Origin of the sequence: Methylobacterium sp. Leaf94 (assembly GCF_001426045.1) — a bacterium.
In the GTDB taxonomy this organism is placed as follows: domain Bacteria; phylum Pseudomonadota; class Alphaproteobacteria; order Rhizobiales; family Beijerinckiaceae; genus Methylobacterium.
In genome coordinates this window covers 100,303-121,671 of sequence record NZ_LMRM01000023.1, presented here as the reverse complement: position 1 = coordinate 121,671, position 21,369 = coordinate 100,303, and the positions used below count along the sequence as shown (strand labels likewise).

19 protein-coding genes are annotated in these 21,369 nt (G+C 72.1%); 8 read left to right on the top strand and 11 right to left on the bottom strand.

Annotated features, from left to right (window positions below):
- Window positions 1–38 precede the first annotated feature (38 nt).
- Both ASG63_RS13530 and ASG63_RS13525 read left to right on the top strand, forming a co-directional pair.
- Complete coding sequence (locus ASG63_RS13530) at window positions 39–1,679, top strand: heme biosynthesis protein HemY (RefSeq protein ID WP_056217032.1); 1,641 nt, start codon at window positions 39–41, stop codon at window positions 1,677–1,679.
- A 151-nt stretch (window positions 1,680–1,830) separates the two neighbouring features.
- On the top strand, window positions 1,831–2,955 hold the full coding sequence (locus ASG63_RS13525; protein WP_056217028.1) for a DUF2336 domain-containing protein: 1,125 nt from the start codon (window positions 1,831–1,833) through the stop codon (window positions 2,953–2,955).
- A gap of 32 nt (window positions 2,956–2,987) precedes the next feature.
- On the opposite strand, the gene ASG63_RS13520 is transcribed toward ASG63_RS13525, so the two are convergent.
- From ASG63_RS13520 to ASG63_RS13510, 3 genes are all read right to left on the bottom strand, one after another.
- A complete protein-coding gene (locus ASG63_RS13520) occupies window positions 2,988–3,329 on the bottom strand; it encodes a DUF1491 family protein (protein WP_056217024.1) in 342 nt (113 codons plus the stop codon).
- 31 nt (window positions 3,330–3,360) lie between these two features.
- On the bottom strand, window positions 3,361–4,089 hold the full coding sequence (locus ASG63_RS13515) for a peptidoglycan-binding domain-containing protein (protein ID WP_056217021.1): 729 nt from the start codon (window positions 4,087–4,089) through the stop codon (window positions 3,361–3,363).
- Between the two features lie 89 nt (window positions 4,090–4,178).
- On the bottom strand, window positions 4,179–6,119 hold the full coding sequence (locus ASG63_RS13510) for a sensor histidine kinase (RefSeq protein ID WP_056217019.1): 1,941 nt from the start codon (window positions 6,117–6,119) through the stop codon (window positions 4,179–4,181).
- Between the two features lie 321 nt (window positions 6,120–6,440).
- Here ASG63_RS13510 and ASG63_RS13505 point away from each other — a divergent pair, with 321 nt between their 5' ends.
- Genes ASG63_RS13505 through ASG63_RS26835 form a run of 3 tightly spaced genes read left to right on the top strand, consistent with a single transcriptional unit; the run spans window position 6,441 to window position 7,960 of the window.
- Window positions 6,441–6,755, top strand: a complete 315-nt coding sequence (locus ASG63_RS13505) for a hypothetical protein (protein ID WP_056217016.1) — start codon at window positions 6,441–6,443, stop codon at window positions 6,753–6,755.
- Window positions 6,756–6,794: 39 nt separating this feature from the next.
- The gene (gene cydB / locus ASG63_RS13500) at window positions 6,795–7,841 is read left to right on the top strand and encodes a cytochrome d ubiquinol oxidase subunit II (RefSeq protein WP_056217013.1); all 1,047 of its coding nucleotides are present in this window, start codon (window positions 6,795–6,797) and stop codon (window positions 7,839–7,841) included.
- Window positions 7,838–7,960 (top strand): hypothetical protein, encoded by a 123-nt coding sequence (locus ASG63_RS26835; protein ID WP_274534737.1) that lies wholly within the window; start codon window positions 7,838–7,840, stop codon window positions 7,958–7,960. Before cydB ends, ASG63_RS26835 begins: the two co-directional genes overlap by 4 nt.
- A 46-nt stretch (window positions 7,961–8,006) precedes the next feature.
- Here ASG63_RS26835 and dgcA read toward each other — a convergent pair whose 3' ends face one another.
- Both dgcA and dgcN read right to left on the bottom strand, forming a co-directional pair.
- Entirely contained in the window at window positions 8,007–8,993 is a 987-nt protein-coding gene (gene dgcA, locus ASG63_RS13495; RefSeq protein WP_056217008.1) for an N-acetyl-D-Glu racemase DgcA, read from the bottom strand.
- The gene (gene dgcN / locus ASG63_RS13490) at window positions 8,990–10,021 is read right to left on the bottom strand and encodes an N-acetyltransferase DgcN (protein WP_056217005.1); all 1,032 of its coding nucleotides are present in this window, start codon (window positions 10,019–10,021) and stop codon (window positions 8,990–8,992) included. Before dgcN ends, dgcA begins: the two co-directional genes overlap by 4 nt.
- Before the next feature lie 185 nt (window positions 10,022–10,206).
- Between dgcN and maiA the strand changes: the two genes are divergently transcribed.
- The 3 genes from maiA (at window position 10,207) to ASG63_RS13475 (ending at window position 12,651) form a co-directional block, all read left to right on the top strand.
- Window positions 10,207–10,851 (top strand): maleylacetoacetate isomerase, encoded by a 645-nt coding sequence (gene maiA, locus ASG63_RS13485; RefSeq protein ID WP_056217001.1) that lies wholly within the window; start codon window positions 10,207–10,209, stop codon window positions 10,849–10,851.
- A gap of 113 nt (window positions 10,852–10,964) precedes the next feature.
- Window positions 10,965–12,296, top strand: a complete 1,332-nt coding sequence (locus tag ASG63_RS13480) for an NAD(P)/FAD-dependent oxidoreductase (RefSeq protein WP_056216997.1) — start codon at window positions 10,965–10,967, stop codon at window positions 12,294–12,296.
- A 22-nt stretch (window positions 12,297–12,318) separates the two neighbouring features.
- A complete protein-coding gene (locus tag ASG63_RS13475) occupies window positions 12,319–12,651 on the top strand; it encodes a hypothetical protein (RefSeq protein WP_056216991.1) in 333 nt (110 codons plus the stop codon).
- Window positions 12,652–12,675: 24 nt separating this feature from the next.
- Here the strand turns inward: ASG63_RS13475 and ASG63_RS13470 are convergent, their stop codons facing one another.
- The 6 genes from ASG63_RS13470 to ASG63_RS13445 form a co-directional block, all read right to left on the bottom strand.
- The gene (locus ASG63_RS13470) at window positions 12,676–13,935 is read right to left on the bottom strand and encodes an O-antigen ligase family protein (RefSeq protein WP_056216988.1); all 1,260 of its coding nucleotides are present in this window, start codon (window positions 13,933–13,935) and stop codon (window positions 12,676–12,678) included.
- A gap of 109 nt (window positions 13,936–14,044) precedes the next feature.
- Entirely contained in the window at window positions 14,045–15,406 is a 1,362-nt protein-coding gene (murD, locus tag ASG63_RS13465; RefSeq protein WP_056216985.1) for a UDP-N-acetylmuramoyl-L-alanine--D-glutamate ligase, read from the bottom strand.
- Window positions 15,407–15,411: 5 nt separating this feature from the next.
- Window positions 15,412–16,497, bottom strand: coding sequence for a phospho-N-acetylmuramoyl-pentapeptide-transferase (gene mraY, locus ASG63_RS13460; protein WP_056216982.1), 1,086 nt, complete (start codon window positions 16,495–16,497; stop codon window positions 15,412–15,414).
- An 85-nt stretch (window positions 16,498–16,582) separates the two neighbouring features.
- On the bottom strand, window positions 16,583–18,058 hold the full coding sequence (locus ASG63_RS13455) for a UDP-N-acetylmuramoylalanyl-D-glutamyl-2,6-diaminopimelate--D-alanyl-D-alanine ligase (RefSeq protein WP_056216979.1): 1,476 nt from the start codon (window positions 18,056–18,058) through the stop codon (window positions 16,583–16,585).
- Complete coding sequence (locus ASG63_RS13450) at window positions 18,055–19,533, bottom strand: UDP-N-acetylmuramoyl-L-alanyl-D-glutamate--2,6-diaminopimelate ligase (RefSeq protein ID WP_056216976.1); 1,479 nt, start codon at window positions 19,531–19,533, stop codon at window positions 18,055–18,057. The genes ASG63_RS13455 and ASG63_RS13450 overlap by 4 nt, the downstream gene beginning before the upstream one ends.
- Complete coding sequence (locus ASG63_RS13445; RefSeq protein WP_056217450.1) at window positions 19,530–21,323, bottom strand: peptidoglycan D,D-transpeptidase FtsI family protein; 1,794 nt, start codon at window positions 21,321–21,323, stop codon at window positions 19,530–19,532. The genes ASG63_RS13450 and ASG63_RS13445 overlap by 4 nt, the downstream gene beginning before the upstream one ends.
- Window positions 21,324–21,369 lie beyond the last annotated feature (46 nt).

Genomic DNA, 21,369 nt, shown 5'->3' with positions numbered 1-21,369 from the left:
CGGACCGGCCGACGCCACTCCCAGGAGTTTCTGATCCCATGTGGCGCGCCCTCGCCTTCCTGGCCCTTCTCGCGGTTGCCGCCTATGGCGCGACCTGGGTCGCCGACCATCCCGGCACCGTCACCATCGTGTGGAACGGCTACGAGGTGGCCACCAGCCTCGCCATCGGGCTGATCGGCGTCCTGATCGCCGCCATCCTGATCGGCTTCATCTGGGCCATCGTGCGGGGCTTCATCACCTTGCCGGAGACGCTGGTGCGCGGCTCGCGCGACCGGCGCCGGGCCAAGGGCTTCTCGGCCCTGTCCCGCGGCATGGTCGCCGTCGGGTCGGGCGATCCCCTCGCCGCCCGCCGCCACGCCAACGACGCCGAGCGCCTGCTCGGCGCCGAGCCGCTGACGCTGCTGCTCAAGGCCCAGGCCGCCCAGATCTCCGGCGACCGCGAGGCCGCCGAGCAGGCCTTCCAGCGCATGGTCAACGACCCCGAGACCCGCGTGCTCGGCCTGCGCGGCCTGTTCGTCGAGGCCCGCCGCCGCGAGGACGACGCCTCCGCCCGCGCCTACGCCGCCGAAGCCGCCCGCCTGGCCCCTAGCGTCACCTGGGCCAACGAGGCCGTCCTGGAGGCGCAATGCGCCGACGGCGACTGGAGCGGGGCCAACGAGACCGTGGAGCGCCGTGCCTCCCTGGGCCTCATCGACAAGTCGACCGCCCGGCGCCAGCGCGCCGTCCTGCTCACCGCCGCCGCGCAGGAGCGCGAGGCCGGCGAGCCGGAGGCCGCCACCGAGCGCGTGCTCAAGGCGGTCAAGCTCGCCCCCGACCTCGTCCCGGCCGCGGTGCTCGCCGCGCGCCTGATGGTGCGCCGGGGCGACCTGCGGAAGGGCGCCAAGATCATCGAGGCCGCCTGGCGCGCCGGGCCGCACCCGGACCTCGCCAAGACCTACCTGAACCTGCGCACCGGCGATTCCGTGCGCGACCGCATGGCCCGCGCCGAGACCCTGGCCAAGATCTCGTCCTGGCACCCGGAGGCCCGCCTCGCCATGGCGCAGGCGGCCTACGAGGCCCGCGAGTTCGGCCAGGCCCGCGAAGCCCTGGCGCCCCTCCTCGCCGACCGGCCCACGGTCCGCGCCTGCCTGACCATGGCCCGCATCGAGGAGGCCGAGCACGGCTCTGGTTCGGGCCGGACCCGCGAATGGCTCTCCCGCGCCGCGCACGCCCCGCGCGATCCGCTCTGGATCGCCGACGGCGTCGCGTCCGAGACCTGGGCGCCCGTTTCGCCGGTGAGCGGCCGCCTGGACGCCTTCGTCTGGAAGACGCCGACCGAGCTGATCGCCGGCCCCGAGGCGCCGCACGACGAGGACGCAACGGCCCCCGAGGGCGTCCTCGCGGCCCCGATGCCGGCCGCTCCGCCGGCGTCCTCGCCGAAGCCGATGACGGTGGCCTCGCCGAGGGCGGATGGTGCGGCCGAACCCAAGCCCGCGACGGTGCTGTTCCCGTCCGCCGCCAAGGAGACGGCGCCGGTGGCCGCCGGGATGGCGACCGCGGCCGCGCACCCCGCGTCGGGTTCCACCCCGGTCGGCCCGTCCCCGGCCGCGGCCTCGGGTCCGCTCTCCGCCAAGTCGCCGACCCCGGTGGTGTTTCCCCCGCCGAAGGCCGGCGACACCCAGCCCCGCCGCGCCGGCTGAGGGCGACCCCGGTCGCCGAGCCCGGTCGCGCCGCCGGGCTCGGGGCCAGCATGGCGCATGCAGGGACGGTCCCAAGCGACCGTCCTTAAAGGTCGGTTCACGCAATTCCGCTAATCCTCTCGATCAGCGAGTTCTGCGTAACCGAAGTGCCATGTCCCCATCTTTCGACGATGCGCCGGACCTCTCCGGCCTGATCGAGTTGTCGCGTCTCGACAGCCTCGATCTGAAACCCGTCATCCTTCGGGTGCAGACGGATCACTTTCTCTCGGCCACGGTCCGGGACCGGAAGACCGTGGCGGCCTTCGCCTCCCTGGCCGGAGGACTGATCCCGATCGTCGACGCCGAGACCGCCGAGATCGTCGCCCGCAAGCTCGCGCCCTTTCCCGACACGCCGCCCGCCCTCCTCGCCGCCCTGGTGGAGCGTGGCGGCGGCGCCCGGGACGCCGTCCTCGCCCAGGCTCCCATCCTCACGCAGGCGATGATCCAGGCCGCCCTCGCCGAGGACGCCGATCTCGGCCCCGCCATCGCCAGCCGGCACGATCTCAGCCGCGCCACCATCCTGGACCTGATCGCCCGCGAGAATCCCGGCATCGACCGGGCGCTGGCCGCCAATCCGGCCGCCACCCTCCAGGGCGAGTTGCTGGCCCGCCTCGTCGCCCGCGCGCGCAAGCAGCCGGACCTCGGCCGGACGCTCCTCGCCCGCCACGACCTCGCCCATGCCGACGTGGCGCCGCTGTTCCTGCTGGCGGACGAGACCCGCCGCGAGGCGATCGGCCACGCGATGATGGCGACGGCGGCCCTGCGGCCGAATCCGCCGGCACCGCGCGAGGCCGGCGCCGTGCTCACCGGCTTCTCCGCCCGGGGCGACGTGGCCGGGTTCGTGGCCGCCCTCACCGAGATGCTGGGCCTGCCCAAGGGCTTCCTCGCCACCACCCCCGATCCCTCGCTGCGCTACGAGCTGCTGACGGTCGCCCTGCGCGCCGCCGGCCTGCACGAGGAGGAGGCGGTCTACATCTACCTCACCCTGAACGAGACCGTGGCGCAGTCGGTCGACCGCGTGTTCAGCCTGGTCAAGCTGTTCCGGACCCTCCCGCGGGTCGCCGCGCGCGACCTCCTGGCCGCGATCCTGGCCTGGACCCCGCCGGAGCGGGCCTCGCAGGCGGGTCACCAGCCCTACCATGCCCCGGACGCCCAGCGCCCCCGGGCGCAGGCCACGGCCAGCGAGCGCCCGCCCCTGCGCACGCCCCTGCCCAGCCGGCAGCGCCAGGCGACCTGATCCGGCCCCGCGAAGCCCGCGCGGGACGCCGCCTATTCGGCGAGATCGAGGCGGTGGCGTCCGGCGCGATCGTCGATCTCGACGATCCAGAGATCGTCGTCGAAGCGCAGCTCCTTGCCGAGGCGCACCTCCACGTCGGCGGGCGGGGCCTCGCTGAGCAGGGCCACGAAGCGGCGGTCGCCGTGGGACTCGGTGTCCACGAGGGATTGCGGGGCCGGGCCGTAGAGATCGGCCCGGCCGTCGAGGCGATCCACCTTCACGAAGATCGCCCCCGCCTCGGGGGAGCCGCGGCGGCGCTGCACCGCGGCGATGCCCTCGATGTCGAGGCGGCGAAGATGGGCGGAAACCCAGAAATCCGAGCGCAGGCGTACCATGTGCCGGTCTATAGCACGCCGCCCCGCCGGATCAGCCCCGGGCGGCGCCCGCCCGGGTGGCGAGCTCGCGGAAGGTCCGCGGCGAGGGCTCGCCTTTCACCGGAAGCTTGCGGTCCCGCTCGAATTTCTCGATCGCCGCCCGGGTGCTGGCGCCCATCAGGCCGTCGGCCTTCAGCGGCCCGTAGCCGAGCTTGACCAGGGCGCGCTGGGCCTGGGCGATGGAGAGGCCCCCGAGGGTCGCCACCGAGGCGGTGGTCTCCGCCCCCGCCGGCTCGCCGGCCCGGATGATCTCGCCGATGCCGTCCCGCGGCGCGCGCGCCGCCTCCGCCCGGGACGGCTCCGCCTTCGAGGACTCGGGCTTGCTGGACACCTCGGGCTTGCCGGACGGGTCGGATTTGCCCGCCTCCGCCTTCGCGACCACGGGGGCCGCGGGCTTCGGGGCCTCGGCCGTCCGGGCGAGGGCCGGCTTGGCCGGGAGCTTGGGGAAGATCGGCGCGGGATGGCGGCCCATCTGGTAGCCGAGCGCGTTCAGGCAGATCATCGACACGGCGCCGAGGACGACGGCGACCCCGAGGGCCTCGCCGGGATGGCGCAGGACCGCGCGGCCCGCGCCTCCCGCCAGCGCCCCGAACCCCGCCAAGCCGCCGAGCCCGGCGAAGCGGCCGGGGGCCGGCCGTCGCCGGACAGCGGGCCGGGCCTCGCGGCCGCGGGACGGAACGACGATCTCTCGCTGGTCGCGGCGTGCTTGCGGCTCGCGCATTCGATCTCCTCAGGGCTGATCGCAACGGTGTCCGGGCCCCGCGCGAAGCGGGGTCCGGACGATCCGGTGCCGGCAGGATCGCGGCGCACTCATCCGGCGCGCCGCAGCGGAACGTAGCTCTCGCGCACCGTCTCGGGGCTCGATTCGAACAGGCCCATGGGCCGGCGCATCGGCACGGGACCGTCGTTCACGGCACCGACGAGGCTGCCGCCCGAGACCGACGGGCGCAGGCGGGTGCGGATCGGGGCCGCCGGGACGGCGCCGGTGCCGACCCGGCAGGCGCGCGGCAGGGTGACGATGATCGTGGTGCCCTCGCTCCGGGTGCTCTCGATGGTGATGGCCCCCCCGTGCAGGCCGACGAGGCCCTGCACCACCGAGAGGCCGAGGCCGGTGCCCTCGTGGGTGCGCTCGTAGCCGCCGGCGCACTGGTAGAACGGGCTGCCGACGCGGGGCAGGTCGGCCTCGCTGATGCCGATGCCGGTATCGGCGACGATGAGGTCGAGGTGCTTGGCCGAACCGCGCAGGCCGACCTCCACCCGCCCGCCCCGCGGTGTGAACTTCACCGCGTTCGACAGGAGGTTGATGACCATCTGGCGGCAGGCGCGCAGGTCGGCGGTGATCTCCACCGGCGCGACGCTCGCGTCGCGCACCAGGGCGATGCCGGCCTGGTCGAACTTGAGCTGCATCAGGTTGCAGCAGGTCTGGATCAGGGCCGAGAGGTCGAAGGGCTCCGGGGCGTAGTCGAAATGGCCGCTCTGGATCCGCGACATGTCGAGGAGCGTGTTGACGACTTCCAGCAGGTGCTGGCCGGAATTCCGGATGATGCCGGCATATTCCCGGGTGCGCTCCGGATCGGTCGCCATCCCGCCCTCCCCCGAGAGCACCTCGGAGAAGCCGATGATGGCGTTGAGCGGCGTGCGCAGCTCGTGGCTGACATTGGCTAGGAAGCGGCTCTTGACCTCGTCCGCCCGCTCGGCTTCGGCGCGGGCCTGCTCCAGCTCCTCGGCATGGCGGCGGTGCTCGGTGACGTCGCGGGTCACCGCGACGACGCTGGATCGCGGGCGGCCGGGCGAGGCCGTCTCCGCCGTCTGGGCGTCGATCCGGTGAATGCGCATCTCGGCGAAGATCACCTGCGGCGCGGTCTCGGCGCGGGCCGCGGCGCTGTCGAGGTGCAGGCGGAACTGGACCCGGGCCGGGCGGCCATGGGCGGCGACGTCGCTCAGCGCCTGCAGCAGCAGGGGGCGGTCGCCCACATGGACGCGCTCCAGCAGGCCGTGGCCGTGCAGGGAGGCCGGTTCGGCCCCGAGGAAGCGGGTGGCCGAGGCGCTGGCCTCGAGGACGCGGCCGTTGGGGTCGTGCCAGGTCACGAGGTCGTCGATGGCCGAGAGCAGCATGCGGTCGCGGCGCTCGTTGTCGCGCAGGCGGGCGAGCCAGCGGCCCTCGTGGCGGAAATGTTCGAGGGCCTGGGCCGCGATGTGCCCGATCGCCGTGATGGCGAAGACCGGCATCGCCAGGGCGCGCGACCACTCCGGCAGCGGGGTGCCCTCGGCGAGGGGCGGCAGCAGGGCCACAGCGAGGGCTCCCAGGGCCGCGATGATGGCGGCGGCCAGGGTGGCGCGCCGCGAGCCCGAGACCACGGCCTCGAGGGGGATCGCCACCAGCCAGATCGCGGCGGCGGAATTGGCGCCCCCCGTCATCATGGCGAGGCAGACCACCACGCCGGTCAGGCCCGCCGAGGAGATGGCGTGGGCGAGCCAGAGGATGCCTGTGCGGGACAGGAGGACGGCGGCGAAGACCGGCAGCATCAGGCTGGCGATGGCCAGAGCCTCGACGCCGGTGGGCACCCCGCGCAGCACGAGGTAGGGCGGCAGGCCCAGCATCATCATCAGGCCGGTGGCAAGGCGGGAGACCAGGAAGCGCTCGTGCCGGAAGCGCACGCCGCCATCCTCTTTCACCGACTCATGGACGAGCCCCGCGAGGCGGACATCGATGAGGGAAGCCAGGGCACCGTAGATACGCAATACCGACACGCACAGCGCGGATAGGGCCCGACGGCCATCCCCGACGCCCCTTGGCTCGACGAAAACTCGACTGAGGGCAACTTCGCAGAGCCGACTTAAGCGAGTCTTGCGCTAGACAGTCCGATTGTCTCCGCATGCTTTCCGGGACGTAACCATGACCGGTCGCTCCGAAAGACCTTTTCGGGGCACGACACGAAAAAGCCTCGAAGGACATCGGGATAAGCTTGTGTTCACCATTCCGGCGCTTTGCGGGCGGCGCGTCAGGGGGTCTTTACCGGTCGCGTCCGACGGTGTTCGCGCCCCGGCCGGGGCGCGTCCGGGACGAGACCCATGTCCTTCCTCATCCGTGCCGGTCTCGTGATCGGCGTCCTGTCCTGGCTGGCGCTTCAGCGCCAGGGCGAGCGCGCGCCCGCGCCACCGGCGGTGGCCGATGCGGCGGCGGCGGCCTGGGACGCGCTGCCCGCGCCCCTGCGCGACGCCGCCCTGCGCGAGGGCGCCGCGGAGATCGGGCGGCGGGCCTTCACCGCCTCGCCCGTCTCCCGCGACACCCTCTCGGACAGCGACAGAAAAGTCCCGTGGCGGGGCGCGCAAACCCACGCGGATCGCGCTACGCTGGCCCAACGCGGGGAACGCGGGCCCCCGTAAGGGGGTAGATGGTTCGCGACGCGGCGAGGGATCCAGCGGATGTTCGGCTACGGGATGGAATACGAGGGCGCCGCCTTCTGGCTGCCCGTGGTCTGGGCGGGCCTGCTGGCGCTCGCGGTGGCGATGTACGTCGTCATCGACGGCTTCGACCTCGGGGTCGGCATCCTGTTCACGGCGGCGCGGAAGGGCAATTGGCGCGACCGGATGATGCTCTCGGTCGCCCCGATCTGGGACGGCAACGAGACCTGGCTGGTGCTCGGCGGCGGGGGCCTGTTCGCGGTGTTCAGCGTCGCCTACGCCATCCTCCTGCCGGCGCTCTACATTCCGATCATCCTGATGCTGATCGCCCTGATCTTCCGCGGCGTCGCCTTCGAATTCCGCTTCAAGGCGGACCGCTCGCAGTTCATCTGGGACAACGCCTTCCACTACGGTTCACTGCTGGCGACCTTCGCGCAGGGCATGGTGCTCGGTGCCTTCGTCCAGGGCTTCAAGGTCGAGGGCCGCGGCTTCGCCGGCGGCACCCTGGACTGGCTCACCCCCTTCAGCGTGCTCACCGGCATCGGCCTCGTCTGCGGCTACGGCCTCCTCGGCGCGACCTGGTGCGTGATGAAGACCTCGGGCGAGCTCGAGATCTGGGCCCGGCGCAAGAGCCTGCAGTTCCTGGCCGCCACCATCGTGTCGATGGCGGTGGTGAGCGCCTGGGTGCCGTTCCTCGGTCTCGACATCCAGTGGCGCTGGATCTCCTGGCCGAACATCCTCTACGTGGCGCCCGTTCCGGTGGTGACGGCCCTGGTGGCCTGGGGCATCTTCCAGGGCATCCGCGACGGCCGCCACGTGGCGCCGTTCCTCCTCACCATCGCGCTGTTCCTGCTCGGCTTCCTCGGCCTCGCCATCAGCCTGTTCCCCTACATCGTGCCGCCGCACTACACGATCTGGCAGGCGGCCAACGCGGTCAGCGCCCTGCAATTCGCCCTCGTCGGCTACGCCGTGGTGATGCCGCTGACCCTGGCCTATACCGGCTACGCCTACTGGGTCTTCCGCGGGAAGGTGGCGGAGGACATCGCATCCGGGGGCTACGGGCATTGAGCGGACGATCCTCCGGGGCCAAGGGCCGCCGGCTGCTCTGGTTCGTCGCCTTCTACGCCGCCAGCCTCGTGACCTTCACGGCGCTGGTCTATCTCCTGCGCGCCGTCGTGAAGGGGTGATCGGCCCGCCGAGTGCGCGGGCCGTTCGCGGGGAGACGCGCCGCCTTCACCCCCACAGGTCTGGTTCGGGCGGATGGATCAGGCTGCCCTCGAAGCGCAGGCCCGGCTCCCGGTCCCGGGCCAGGAGCAGCGGACCGTCGAGGTCGACGTAGTCCGCGTGGTGGGCGAGCAGCATGGCGGGCGCCATGGCCAGGGAGGTGCCGACCATGCAGCCGATCATCAGGGAGAAGCCCCGCGCCCGCGCCTCGTGGGCCAGCATCACCGCCTCGGTGAGGCCGCCGGCCTTGTCGAGCTTGATGTTGATGGCATCGTAGCGCCGGCTGAGGGCGTCGAGGCCGGCCCGGTCGTGCAGGCTCTCGTCGGCGCAGATCGGGATCGGCCGAGCGATCTCGGCGAGGAGCGCGTCCTCGCCGGCGGGCAGCGGCTGCTCGATCAGGCCGACGCCCGCCGCGACGCAGGCCGCGAGGTTGGCCTCGATCGTCTCGGGGCGCCAAGCCTCGTTGGCATCGACGATGAGGCGCGCATCCGGTGCGCCGCGCCGCACGGCGGCGATGCGCTCCGGGTCGCCGACGCCGCCGAGCTTCACCTTGAGCAGGGGCCGGTGCGCGGCCTGGCGCGCCGCCGCCTCCATGCTCTCCGGATCCCCGAGGCTCAGGGTGTAGGCGGTGGTGGCGACCTGCGGTGCCGACAGGCCGGCGATCGCGAAGGCGGGGCGCCCGAGCTGCTTGGCCTCCAGGTCGAACAGGGCGCAATCGAGGGCGTTGCGGGCGGCCCCCGGCTTCATGCCGACCTGCAGGTCCGCCCGGGTCGCCCCCATGGCGATCGCCTCGGCGTGGTCCCGGATCAGCGCGACGACGCTCTCCACGGTCTCGCCGTAGCGGGCATAGGGCACGCACTCGCCGCGGCCGGCCCGGCCCTCCCCGTCGGAGACGGTGGCGACCACCACCACCGCCTCGGTGCGGCTGCCCCGCGCGATGGTGAAGGCCCCGGCGATCGGGAACGACTCGACCGCGACGTCGAGGCGCCGGGTCACGCGCTCGCCCCCGTGGCGGCGGGGGGAAACTCGGACACGATCCGGTCGACGATGGCCTCGACGCCGAAGCGGACCGGGTCGGTGGCCGGCAGGTCGTGGTCCCGGGCGAGGTCGGCGAGCAGCGTGCGGGCCGCCCCCTCCGCCAGGTCCTGCGTGTTGACGGCGATGCCCACCGGACGGATGTCCGGGTTCGTCAGGCGGCCGAGCTGGACGGTGAGATCGATGACCTGCCGGATCGTCGGAAGCGCGTGCTCGACGCCGCGCATCGTCGTGCGGGTCGGCTCGTGGCAGACCACGAAGGCATCGGCCTGCGCCCCGTGCAGCAGCCCGAGGCTCACGCCGGCGAAGGAGGGGTGGAACAGCGAGCCCTGCCCTTCGAGCAGGTCCCAGTGGTCCGGCGCGGCGGCGGGGGCGGTCCACTCGACGGCGCCGGAGATGAAGTCGGCCACCACCGCGTCGATGGCGACGCCGCGCCCGGAGATGAAGACGCCGGTCTGGCCGGTGGCGCGGAAATCCGCGTCGAGGCCGCGCTCGCGCATGCCGCGCTCCAGGGCGAGCACGGTGTACTTCTTGCCCACCGAGCAGTCGGTGCCGACGCTGAGCAGGCGTCGGCCGGGCCGCTTGGTGCCCTTGCCGGTGGCGAAGGTCTCGGAGGTGTGGCGCACGTCGTGCAGCTGCCGCCCGTGGCGCTCGGCGGCCTCGGCGATGGCCGGCACCGCCCCGAGACGGGCATGCAGCCCGCTGGCGATGTCGAGCCCGGCCTCCAGGGCCGCCACCACCTCGGCGACCCAGTGCTCGGGGAGGACGCCGCCCGCATTGGCCACGCCGATCACCATCGTGCGGCAGCCCTTCGTCACGGCCTCGACCAGGGTGAGGTCCGGGATCCCGAGGTCGGCGGCGCAGCCGGGCAGGCGCAGCTGGCCGACGCACCATTCGGGACGCCAGTCCTTGATGCCGTAGGCGGTCTTGGCGGCGAGACGATCGGGCACGTCGCCGAGGAACATCAGGTAGGGCGTTTCGATCTGCATCGCGTCACTCATCGGCCGAGGATGGACACCTCGCCTTCTCCTATGCGCGAGGATCACGGCGCTGCCAAATCGTGCCCGCGATGGCCATTCGCCGGCAGAACGGGCTTGCGGGCGGACGCGATGTCGGGTGTGGTCCGGGGCGATAAGAGACGGATAAGATTCCGCCAAGAGGAAACGTTGCGCGCATGAAGATGTACGGCAATTGGCGCTCGGCCGCGGCGTTCCGGGTCCGGGTCGCCCTCAACCTCAAGGGCATCGCCTACGAGGAGGTCTTCCTGGACCTCGATGCCGGCGAGCAGTTCAAGCCGGACTTCCTGGCGATCAATCCGCAGGGGGCGGTGCCGGCGCTCTTCGACGGCGACGGGCCGCCGCTGATCCAGTCGCTCGCCATCCTCGACTACCTCGAGGACATCCATCCGGCCACCCCGCTGCTGCCCGGCGAGCCCCGCGCGCGGGCCCGCGCCCGTTCCCTGGCCCAGGTGGTCGCCTGCGACACCCATCCGCTCTACGTGCCGCGGGTGCGCAACTTCCTGATGGAGCGCTACGACCTGCCGCGCGAGCGCATGCTCGACTTCGTGCGCCACTGGATGGCGACCGGCCTGAAGACCCTGGAGACACGCCTCACCCAGGAGCCCGGGACCGGGCGCTACGCGCAGGGCGACGCGGTGAGCCACGCCGATCTCTGCCTCGTCAGCCTCTGGGTCGGCACCGGCATCTTCGGCGTCGACACGGGCCCCTTCCCGACGGTCCGCCGGATCGCCGAGGATTGCCTCGCCCAGGACGCCTTCGCCCGGGCCCATCCCCTGCGCCAGCCGGGCGCGCCGGCGTGACGGGAATGGCGGTCCACCGGCAATCCTTCTAAGCTGAACCCCTGGATGACGATGCGTCGCTCGCCGTGGGGGCACGCATCCGTACAATCGCGGCACACGAGGACCTGAGCGACATGGTACCGGGCGAAACCGAGGACAATCTGCATCGCATCGTGGTCGTCGGCGGCGGCGCGGCGGGCCTGCAGCTCGCCACGAAGCTGGGCGACAAGCTCGGTCGCACGCACAAGGCGCACGTCACCCTGGTCGACCGGGCGCGGACCCACATCTGGAAGCCGCTGCTGCACGAGGTCGCCGCCGGCAGCCTCGATGTCGGCCACCACGCGGTCGATTACCTCCACCATGCCCACCGGCATCATTTCCGCTACCGGATCGGCGAGATGACCGGCCTCGACCGGTCCAAGCGGGTGATTCACCTCGCGGCCAGCCACGACACCGAGGGCCGCGAGGTCACGCCGATCCGCGAGATCCCCTACGACACGCTGGTGATGGCGGTGGGCTCGACCACCAACGATTTCGGCACGCCCGGCGTGCAGGAGAACGCCATCGCCCTCGACACCCAGAGCCAGGCGGTGCGCTTCCACCAGCGCCTGGTGAACGGGATGCTGCGGGCCCACACCCAGCCGGGGCCGGTGCGGCCGGGCCAGCTCCACGTCACCGTGATCGGGGCCGGCGCCACCGGCACCGAGCTCGCCGCCGAACTCCACCGCACCACCCGCCACGTGGCGGCCACCGGCCTCGACCGCATCGACCCGGCCAAGGACCTGAAGATCACCCTGGTGGAGGCCGCGAGCCGCATCCTGCCGGCAGTGCCGGAGCGGATGTCCCGCGACGTCATGGAGCTCCTCGCCAAGATCGGCGTCGAGGTCCGCACCGGCGCCCGCGTCACCGAGGTCCGGCCCGACGGGGTCCAGCTCGCCGATGGCGGCTTCATCCCCTCCGAACTGGTGGTCTGGGCCGCCGGCGTGAAGGCGCCGCCGTTCCTGCACGAGATCGGCGGCCTCGAGACCACGCGCAACAACCAGCTCGTGGTGACCCCGACCCTGCAGACCACCCGCGACCCGGACATCTTCGCGATGGGCGACTGCGCCTATCTCGTGGAGAAGGGCTCGGATACCCCGATCCCGCCCCGGGCGCAGGCGGCCCACCAGCAGGCCTCGCACCTCATCAAGATCATCCCCGACAAGATGGCCGGCAAGCCGCTGAAAGCCTTCAAGTACCGCGACTTCGGCTCGCTGGTCTCGCTGGGCGAATACTCGACGGTCGGCAGCCTGATGGGGTTCATCAAGGGCAAGAACATGTTCATCGCCGGGCTGTTCGCGCGGATGATGTACCGCTCGCTGTACAAGATGCACGAGCAGGCCCTGCACGGCACCGTGAAGACGACCCTGGACGCGGTCGCCCGGGCGCTGACCCGGCGCACCGAGTCGCGCGTGAAGCTGCACTGAGCACAATCGGAACCCGATCGGCATGTTTCTCGACATCGTGAAAGCGGTCCAGCAGCGCAATCCGGCGCTCGGCTCCTACGTCCTCGTGCTGCGCGGCGACGCGCGGGCGCGCGACCCGGCCGATCCGAGCCGGCTCTCCCCGGAGGCCGAAGCCTGGCTCGCCGAGCACGCGCCGGGCGCCCGGTTCTCCGAGGAGAAGGTGCTGCTGGCGCCCTATCCCGGCGCGATGCCGGCCGACCGGGCGGTCACCGTCCTGGCCTTCGCGGATGCCCGCCACCTCGCGGCCTTCGCCACGGCCTGGACGGCCGATCCGGAACCGGAGGAGCCAGAGGCATCGGAGCCCGCGGGGGGCTGAGCCCCCCGCCCGCGCCCAGCCGCGTCAGCCCCGTGCCCCGCCCGCGCGCCAGCGCAGGCGGGCGGCTTCCAGGCCCCAGATCATGCCCAGCATCATGTAGACGTGGCGCCACTTCTCGATGTCGATCTGGAGAGCCTGCAGGAAGAACATCAGCAGGGCCGGCCAGACGATCTGGGCGTGGCGGCGATAGGGCGTGTCGTGGCGCATCAGCCGGAAGCCGACCACGCTCGTCGTCAGCACGAGGCCGACGAAGGCGACGCCGGCGAGCCAGCCGCCATTGGCGAAGCTGCCGATATAGGTGTTGTGCGGCTCCAGGGCGAAGATCAGGCGCCAGCGCAGGGGACCCATGCCGAGCGGCTCGTCCACCAGCATGTTGAGGCCGCGCAGCTGGTTGCCGAAGCGCCCGGTCTCGCCGGTGTCGTAGTCCTGCGTGACCGCGGCGCGCTGGGAGAACATCTCTGCGGTGTCGCCGATCGAGAGCAGGCCGACGATGGCGACCGTGGTGGCGACGAGGGCCAGCACCGTCAGGGTGACGATGCGGCGGCGCAGGCGCGCCGAGGGGGTGGTGGTGTAGACGCTGCCGACCATCACGGCGACGGCGATGAGCGAGCCCGCCCAGGAACCGCGCGAGAACGACAGGAAGATGCCCGCCACGATCACCATGAGGATCGCCGACGAGAGGACCGGGCGCCGGCTGGTACCGAGGAGGAGGCCGTGCATCAGGTAGAGGGCGCCCAGGGTGAGGAACGAACCGAAGACGTTCGGATCCTGGAAGGTGCCCGAGGCGCGGCCGTACTTGTAGAACAGGTCCTCGGTCGGGATGTATCCGAAGTAGCCGACGATGCCGAAGGCGCTGGACAACAGGCAGCTCGCCACGAAGGTCTTGAGCGCCAGCTCCATCCGCGCCTGCGTGTCGTCGGAGAACAGCATCGCGAAGAACACGCCCGTGATGGCGAGGTAGGCGAGCTGGATCGTCCAGGTGACCGACAGGGGCTGGTCGACATAGGGCATCAGCGCCACCGTGATCGCGCCGACATAGAGGATCAGCAGCCCGATCAGGGGCACCATGCCCCGGTGCAGGCGCAGGCCGAGGCAGAGCCAGAGCACGATGGTGGGGATCGCCACCACGTCGTAGGGCGAGGTGTCCGAGAAGGCGAAGCAGGCGAAGAAGATGAAGGCGACGAGGAGCAGCGTCGCCAGGCGTCGGAGCACCTTCAGGACGGGGATGTGGGCCCAGGCTCCCGCCTGCCAGCGCGACGCGCCGGGTGCCATCGTGGACGCCATGCACTCAACCCATCCCCGCGCCGCCGACAGGGCGGGACCGCGCTACACCCGCAGGATGGGACGCCAGAATGATTGAGAATTTGGATCGCGATTCCGCGCCCGGCCGGCCTCAGGGCAGCGCGCGCACCAGATTCCGAAACTGATCCCCACGATCCTCGAAACTCCGGAACTGGTCGTAGGAGGCGCAGGCCGGCGAGAGCAGCACCACGGGCTCGGCCGCCTCCGACGCGGCGGCGGCCTCGGCCGCCCGGGCGGTGGCGACCGCGAGGGTGCCGCAGGCCGTGTAGGGCACCCGGCCCTCCAGGGTGGCGGCGAAGGCGTCGCTCGCCGCACCGATCAGGTAGGCGTGGGCGACGCGATCGAAGAGGGGCGCCAGGGGGGCGATGCCGCCCTCCTTGGCCTTGCCGCCGAGGATCCAGTGAACGTCGCGGAAGGCGGTGAGCGCCTTCTCGGTGGAATCGGCGTTGGTGGCCTTCGAGTCGTTGACGAAGAGCACGCGTCCGCGCCGGCCGACGGCTTCCATCCGGTGCGGCAGGCCGGGGAAGCTGCGCAGGCCGGCGACGAGTTCGGCGTCATCGATCCCGAGGGCGCGGACGCAGGCCGCGGCCACCGCCGCGTTCTGCCAGTTGTGCGCCCCGCGCAGCGACCCGATCCCGCCGAGATCGGCGAGGGGCGTGCCATCGGCGTCGAACACCGTCCCGTCGCGGGCGGACAGGCCGTCGAAGCCCGCCTCGGGCGTTCCCACGTGGATGCGCACGAGGGGACCGACGCGGTCGTCGGCGATGGCGCGGCTGAGGTCGTCGTCGACGCCGACGATCGCGCATTCCGCGCCCGCCACCAGCCGCGCCTTGATGGCGGCGTAGGCGTCCAGCGTGCCGTGGCGGTCGAGGTGGTCCGGCGTGATGTTGAGGAGGATGCCGAGGCTCGGGTCGAGGCTCGGCGTCAGGTCGATCTGGAACGACGACAGTTCGATCACGTGGATGCGGTCCGGCGCCGGCGGCGCCAGCGACAGGATCGCGGTGCCGATGTTGCCGCCCATCTGCACGTCGCGCCCGGCGGAGGCGAGGATGTGGGCGATCAGCGCCGTGGTGGTGGACTTGCCGTTGGTGCCCGTGATGGCGACGAAGGGCGCGCCCGGTGCGCGCGCCCGGCGCTCCCGGCAGAACAGCTCGATGTCGCCGATTACCGGGATGCCGGCCGCGCCGGCCTTCTCCACCGTCCAGTGCGGCGCCGGGTGTGTCAGGGGCACGCCGGGGGCGAGGATGAGGGCCGAGAAGCCGCTCCAGTCCGCCTCGTTCAGGTCGAAGACGGTGATGCCCTGGTCGCGGGCGCGGCCCGTGCTCTCCGGGGAATCGTCCCAGGCCAGCACGTCGGCGCCCCCGGCGATCAGCGCCCGGACGGTGGCGAGGCCGGAGCCGCCGAGGCCGAACAGGGCGACCTTCTGGCCGGCGAAGGTGGTGACGGGCGTCATGCGGATCAGCGCAGCTTCAGGGTGGCGAGGCCGGCCAAGGCCAGGATCACGGCGATGATCCAGAAGCGGATCACGACCTGCGGCTCCTTCCAGCCCTTCTGCTCGAAATGGTGGTGGATCGGCGCCATGCGGAAGACCCGCTTGCCCGTCAGCTTGAATGACGCGACTTGGATGATGACCGACATCATCTCCAGCACGAACAGGCCGCCCACGATGGCCAGGACGATCTCGTGCTTGGTCGCCACCGCGATGGTGCCGAGGAGACCGCCCAGCGCCAGGGACCCGGTATCGCCCATGAAGACCTGGGCGGGGGGCGCGTTGAACCAGAGGAAGCCCAGCCCCGCCCCGATCACCGCGCCGCAGACCACCGCGAGCTCGCCGGTGTCGCGGACGTAGTTCACCTGGAGGTAGCCCGCCGTGAAGACGTTGCCGACGAGGTAGGCGATGACGCCGAAGGTGCCGCAGGCGATCATCACCGGCACGATGGCGAGGCCGTCGAGGCCGTCGGTCATGTTCACCGAATTGCCGGCCCCGACGATCACGAAGGCGGCGAACAGCACGTAGAACCAGCCGAGGTTCAGGAGCGCGTCCTTGAAGATCGGGAAGGCGAGCTGGTTCTGCAGGGTCGGAGGCGAGTAGACCGCGATCAGCACGCAGGCCGCGATGGCGATGCAGGCTTCCAGCAGCAGGCGGAACTTGCCCGAGAAGCCCTTGTGCGACTGCTTCGTCACCTTGAGGTAGTCGTCGTAGAAGCCGATCGCGCCGAAGCCCAGCGTCACCGCCAGGGTGACCCAGACGTAGTGGTTGCGCGGGTTGGCCCAGAGCAGGATCGCCACCACGCAGCCGGCCAGGATCATCAGGCCGCCCATGGTCGGAGTGCCCCGCTTCGTCAGCAGGTGCGACTGGGGGCCGTCCTCACGGATCGGCTGGCCCTTGCCCTGGCGCAGGCGCAGCGAGGAGATGATCAGCGGCCCGAACCAGAACACGAACAGGCCCGCCGTGAACAGCGCGCCGCCGGTGCGGAAGGTGATGTAGCGGAAGACATTGAGGGCGGAGACGGTGCCGCTCAAGTCCGACAGGAGATACAGCATCCAGCACCCGGCCGTGGTTCGATTCGGAATCGGCCGGAGACCGGGGGCGCGCCGCGCCCCCTCCCCGGCCGTGATGACGGTCGCCTCAGCGCGCGACGGCGTGCGGCGGTTCGGCTTGGGCGTTCGCGTAACGGGCTTTGAGCGCTTCCACAATCCGGCCCATGCGGATGCTGTTCGAGCCCTTCACCATCACGGCGTCTCCGGGACGGAGCGCGGAGAGCACGGGCTCGAGGAGGTCGGCCGAGGTCGCCGCGCAGGCGCCGCGCCGGCTCACCGGCAGGGCCTCGAACAGGTTTCGCATCAGCGGGCCGGCCGTGAAGACGAGGTCGACCTTCGCCGTCTCCACCGGTCCGGCGAGGTCGCGGTGATGGGCCTCGCCCTCGGGCCCGAGTTCGAGCATGTCGCCCAGCACCGCGATGCGGCGCCCGCGCGGGCCGGTCTCGATGCCGGCGAGCGTCGCCAGGGCGGCGCGGATGGAGGCCGGGTTGGCGTTGTAGCTCTCGTCGACCAGGAAGGCCTCGCCCGCCCCGATCGCCAGGGCGGTGCGCTCGCCGCGGCCGACGGGCGGGCGCAGGGCCGCCAGCGACAGGGCCGCGCGGGCGAGGTCCGCCCCGAGCGCATGCACCACCGCCATCACGCCGAGGGAATTCATGGCCGTGTGCCGGCCCGGCGTGCCGAGCTGGTAGGTCACCGGGATGCCCATCACCACCGCATCCACCACCGAGAGGTCGGGGCGCAGGACGATGCGCTGCGCGCGGACATCCGCCTCCGGGTGCTCGCCGAAGCTGACGACCCGGCCCGCCCGCGAGGCCTGGGCATGGGCGAGGAGGCGGGCATAGTGGGGGTTGTCGCGGTTGAGGATCGCGGTGCCGCCGGCCTTCAGGCCCGAGAAGATCTCGCCCTTGGCGTCGGCGATGGCCGACACGGAGGCGAAGTGCTCGATATGGACGGGCTCGACCGTCGTGATCAGGGCGATGTCGGGCTGCACCATCGCGGTGAGCGGCACGATCTCGCCCCCGTGGTTCATTCCGATCTCGAACACGCCGAACTGCGTCTGGGCCGGCATCCGCGCCAGGGTCAAGGGGACGCCCCAGTGGTTGTTGTAGGAGGCGATGGAGGCGTGGGTCGCCCCCTGCGCGGACAGGACGTGGCGCAGGGCCTCCTTGGTCCCGGTCTTGCCGACCGACCCCGTCACCGCGACGATGCCCGCGTCGGTTCGGGCGCGGGCCGCGGCGCCGAGCGCCCGCATGGCGTCGAGGACCGGGTCGTCGCCCGCCCCCGCCACCGCCAGCACCGGCCCGGCTTCGGCGAAGGCCTGCGCCCGGTCGGCGGCGACCACGGCCGCGCCGGCACCCCGCGCCAGGGCGGCCGCGACGAAGTCGTGCCCGTCCCGGGCCTCGCCCCGGATGGCGAAGAACAGGTCGCCCGGCTCCAGCGTGCGGGTGTCGATCGAGGCGCCGGTGATCGGCCTGCGCGCGCCCAGGAGGGTGCCGCCGGTGGCGGCCTCCAGGGCTTCGCCGCTCCAGAGCGGGGCCGTGCCGGGCGGGGTCGTTTGGGTCATGCTGAGCGTTCCGCGATCGCAGCCCGGAGGACGTCGTGGTCCGAGAAGGGCAGAACCTGTGACCCCACGATCTGGCCGGTTTCATGGCCCTTGCCGGCCACCACGAGGACGTCGCCGGGCTCCAGGGCCCGCACGGCGGTACGGATCGCCTCGGCCCGGTCACCGATCTCGATGGCGCCCGGGGCGGCGGCCAGGATCGCGGCGCGGATCGCCGCCGGGTCCTCGCTGCGCGGATTGTCGTCGGTAACGATGACGACGTCCGCCTTGTCCGCCGCGATGGCGCCCATGATCGGGCGCTTGCCGGTGTCGCGGTCGCCGCCGCAGCCGAAGACGAGGCGCAGGCGCCCCGTCGCGAAGGGGCGCAGGGCGGTCAGCACGCCCTCAAGGGCCTCCGGCTTGTGGGCGTAGTCCACGAGGCACAGGCCGCCATTCGCTTCGCCGATCCGCTCCATCCGGCCCGGCACGCCGGTGAGGTGGTCGAGGGCGGCGATCACGCCCGCCGGGTCGGCCCGGCCGGCGGGGGTCGCCAGGACAAGGCCGGCGGCGAGCAGCGCGTTCTCCACCTGGAAGCCGCCGACCAGCGGCAGGCGCACGGCGTAGTCCTGCAGCCGGCCCGAGGGACCGGGCGCCTGCAGGGCGAGGTGCTGGTGGAAGCCCTCGGTGCGCGCGGAGACCAGCCGCACCGTGTCGCCCTTCGACCCCGTGGTGTGGACGTCGAGGCCGCGGGCGGCGGCGGCCGCCACCACGACGTCGGCATAGGCGCCGTCGTGGTTGATCACCGCCGGGATGCCGGGCTGCGCCAGGGTCGTGAACAGCCGCAGCTTGGCCGCCAGGTAATCGTCCATGGTGGCGTGGTAGTCGAGGTGGTCGCGCCCGAGATTGGTGTAGCCCACCGCGGCGAGCTCGACCCCGTCGAGGCGGCGCTGCTCGATCCCGTGGGAGGAGGCCTCCATGGCCAGGTAGGCGATGCCGTCTTCGGCCAGCCGCGCCAGGGTGGCGTGCAGGGTCACGGGGTCGGGGGTGGTCAGGGAGCCGTAGGTGGCGCCCCGGTTGGTGACGATGCCCACCGTGCCGAGGCTCGCGGCCTCGGCGCCGAGGCGGGCGAGGATCTGGCGCACGAAATCCGTGACCGAGCTCTTCCCGCTCGTCCCCGTCACCGCCACCACCTGGGCCGGCTGCCGGCCCGAGAAGGCCCGGGCCGCGCGGGCGAGGCTGCGGCGCACGTCCGCCACGGCGACGTAGGGCACGCGCCCGTCGAGCCCCTTCGGCCGCGCGCCCTCGCTCACCACCGCCACGGCGCCGGCGGTCGCGGCGTCCGCGGCGAAGCGGCGGCCATCCGCGACGGTGCCGGGCACGGCGACGAAGACGAAGCCCGGCGCGACCTTGCGGGAGTCCGCCGTGAGCCCCGCGACCGGCAAGCCGGCGAGGCCGGCCTCCGCCTCGGGAAAGAGCCCGCCGAGGGTCGGCCCGCTCATCGCCCGTCCACCTGCGTGGCATGGTAGGCGCCGAGCTTCACCATGAGGGGGAAGGGCTTCGCCGGCGAATCGAATTGCGGCGGCAGGCCCAGGATGGGCGCGACCCGCTCGATCGTCCGGCCGGTGACGACGCCGGAATTCCAGGCCGCCGTGGCGTAGCCGCCGGATTCCGGCAGGCCCTGCGGCTCGTCCATGATGGTGACGAAGAGGTATTTCGGGTTGTTCATGGGGGCGGCGGCCATGAAGGTCGTGAACAGGCGGTTCTTCACGTAGCGGCCGTGGATCACCTTCTCGGCGGTTCCGGTCTTGCCGCCCACGAAGTAGTACGGGATCGCGGCCTTCTTGGCCGAGCCCTCGACGGCGTTGAGGCGCATGATGAAGCGCATGGCCTCGCTGGTCTCGGGCTTGAGCACCCGGGTGGCCTTGGCCATCGCCGCCTCGGGCGTGGTCTTGAGGAAGGTCGGGGTCATCAGGAAGCCGCCATTGGCGATGGCCGCCACCGCCGCGGTCGCCTGGATCGGCGCCACCGCGAGGCCGTGGCCGAACGCGATGGTGATGGTGTTGATCTCGGTCCAGCGCGGCGGCACCAGGGGTTCGGCGCTCTCGGGCAGCTCCGTCCGCATGCGGTCGGTCAGGCCCATCTTCTTCAGGAAGGCCTTGTGGCCGGGCACGCCGATGCCGAGGGCCATCTTGGCCGAGCCGATGTTGGACGAGTGCGTGAACACCTCCGGCATGGTGATGACCCGGTTGGTGCCGTGATATTCGTGGATCTTCTGGCGGCCCCAGTTCAGCACGCCGCCGCGGGTGTCGAAGGTCGAGTTGACGTTGTACTTGCCGGAATCGAGCGCCATCGCCAGGGTCATCGCCTTGAAGGTCGAGCCCATCTCGTAGACGCCGACGTTCATGCGGTTGATGCGGTCGGGGTTGAGCGCATCGGCCGGGTCGTTCGGGTCGAAGTCCGGCAGGGAGGCGAGCGCGATGACCTCGCCGGTCTGGACGTCGAGGATCATGCCGGCGGCGGCCTTGGCCTTGAAGTGCTCCAGGCCCCAGGCGAGCTCGTCCCGCACGGCGAACTGCGCGCGCAGGTCGATGGAGAGCTGGATCGGCGCGAGGTCGGTCTGCTTGGCCACGAGGCCGAAATCGTTGAGGGCCTTGTTGCCCTGGTTGTCGATGTACTTCTCGATGCCCGCGATGCCGATGTTGTCGAGGTTGGTCACGCCGAGGATGTGGGCCGCGGCCACGCCGTTCGGGTAGACGCGCTTGTGGTCGGGCAGGAAGCCGATGCCCGGGATGCCGAGGCGGTGGACCTCGGCCTGCTGCTTCGGCGTGATCTCGCGCTTGACCCAGACGAAGCCCTTCTTGGTGGAGAGCTTGGCGCGCAGTTCGGTGGCGTTGATCTGCGGCAGCACGGCGGTGAGGAGTTCGACCGCCTCGTCCTTGTCGTAGATGTTGCGCGGCTCGGCGAAGATCGAGACCGTGCGGATGTCGGTGGCGAGGATCTCGCCGTTGCGGTCGACGATGTCGGGCCGGATCGCCGTGGTGGCGGCGGCCGCGATCCGGCGGTCGCCGTTGTCGGCCTCCGGGAAGGCCGCCCCGAGGATCAGGCGGCCGGCGATGGTGCCGAACACCAGCGTGAAGGCGAGGCCCACGAGGCCGACGCGGGTGTAGGAGCGCTCGATGGCGAGGTGGAACATCGCCCGCGCGTTGCGGATGACCCAGGCGCGCCGCGACACGGGCGGTGGCGCGAGGCCCTCGGCGGCCGGCTCCAGCCGCGTCCGCTCGACGGGCATCGCGTCCGGCGCCGCGACGGCAGTGGGCTCGGCCGGCGCGGGGGTC

What these genes read in the sequence shown, in the direction of transcription:
- ASG63_RS13530 (WP_056217032.1), top strand. Translation starts at nt 39, where the DNA reads ATGTGGCGCGCCCTCGCCTTCCTGGCCCTTCTCGCGGTTGCCGCCTAT.
- ASG63_RS13525 (WP_056217028.1), top strand. Translation starts at nt 1,831, where the DNA reads ATGTCCCCATCTTTCGACGATGCGCCGGACCTCTCCGGCCTGATCGAG.
- ASG63_RS13520 (WP_056217024.1), bottom strand. Translation starts at nt 3,329, where the DNA reads ATGGTACGCCTGCGCTCGGATTTCTGGGTTTCCGCCCATCTTCGCCGC.
- ASG63_RS13515 (WP_056217021.1), bottom strand. Translation starts at nt 4,089, where the DNA reads ATGCGCGAGCCGCAAGCACGCCGCGACCAGCGAGAGATCGTCGTTCCG.
- ASG63_RS13505 (WP_056217016.1), top strand. Translation starts at nt 6,441, where the DNA reads ATGTCCTTCCTCATCCGTGCCGGTCTCGTGATCGGCGTCCTGTCCTGG.
- cydB (WP_056217013.1), top strand. Translation starts at nt 6,795, where the DNA reads ATGTTCGGCTACGGGATGGAATACGAGGGCGCCGCCTTCTGGCTGCCC.
- dgcN (WP_056217005.1), bottom strand. Translation starts at nt 10,021, where the DNA reads ATGCAGATCGAAACGCCCTACCTGATGTTCCTCGGCGACGTGCCCGAT.
- maiA (WP_056217001.1), top strand. Translation starts at nt 10,207, where the DNA reads ATGAAGATGTACGGCAATTGGCGCTCGGCCGCGGCGTTCCGGGTCCGG.
- ASG63_RS13480 (WP_056216997.1), top strand. Translation starts at nt 10,965, where the DNA reads ATGGTACCGGGCGAAACCGAGGACAATCTGCATCGCATCGTGGTCGTC.
- ASG63_RS13475 (WP_056216991.1), top strand. Translation starts at nt 12,319, where the DNA reads ATGTTTCTCGACATCGTGAAAGCGGTCCAGCAGCGCAATCCGGCGCTC.
- ASG63_RS13470 (WP_056216988.1), bottom strand. Translation starts at nt 13,935, where the DNA reads ATGGCGTCCACGATGGCACCCGGCGCGTCGCGCTGGCAGGCGGGAGCC.
- murD (WP_056216985.1), bottom strand. Translation starts at nt 15,406, where the DNA reads ATGACGCCCGTCACCACCTTCGCCGGCCAGAAGGTCGCCCTGTTCGGC.
- mraY (WP_056216982.1), bottom strand. Translation starts at nt 16,497, where the DNA reads ATGCTGTATCTCCTGTCGGACTTGAGCGGCACCGTCTCCGCCCTCAAT.
- ASG63_RS13455 (WP_056216979.1), bottom strand. Translation starts at nt 18,058, where the DNA reads ATGACCCAAACGACCCCGCCCGGCACGGCCCCGCTCTGGAGCGGCGAA.
- ASG63_RS13450 (WP_056216976.1), bottom strand. Translation starts at nt 19,533, where the DNA reads ATGAGCGGGCCGACCCTCGGCGGGCTCTTTCCCGAGGCGGAGGCCGGC.
- ASG63_RS13445 (WP_056217450.1), bottom strand. Translation starts at nt 21,323, where the DNA reads ATGCCCGTCGAGCGGACGCGGCTGGAGCCGGCCGCCGAGGGCCTCGCG.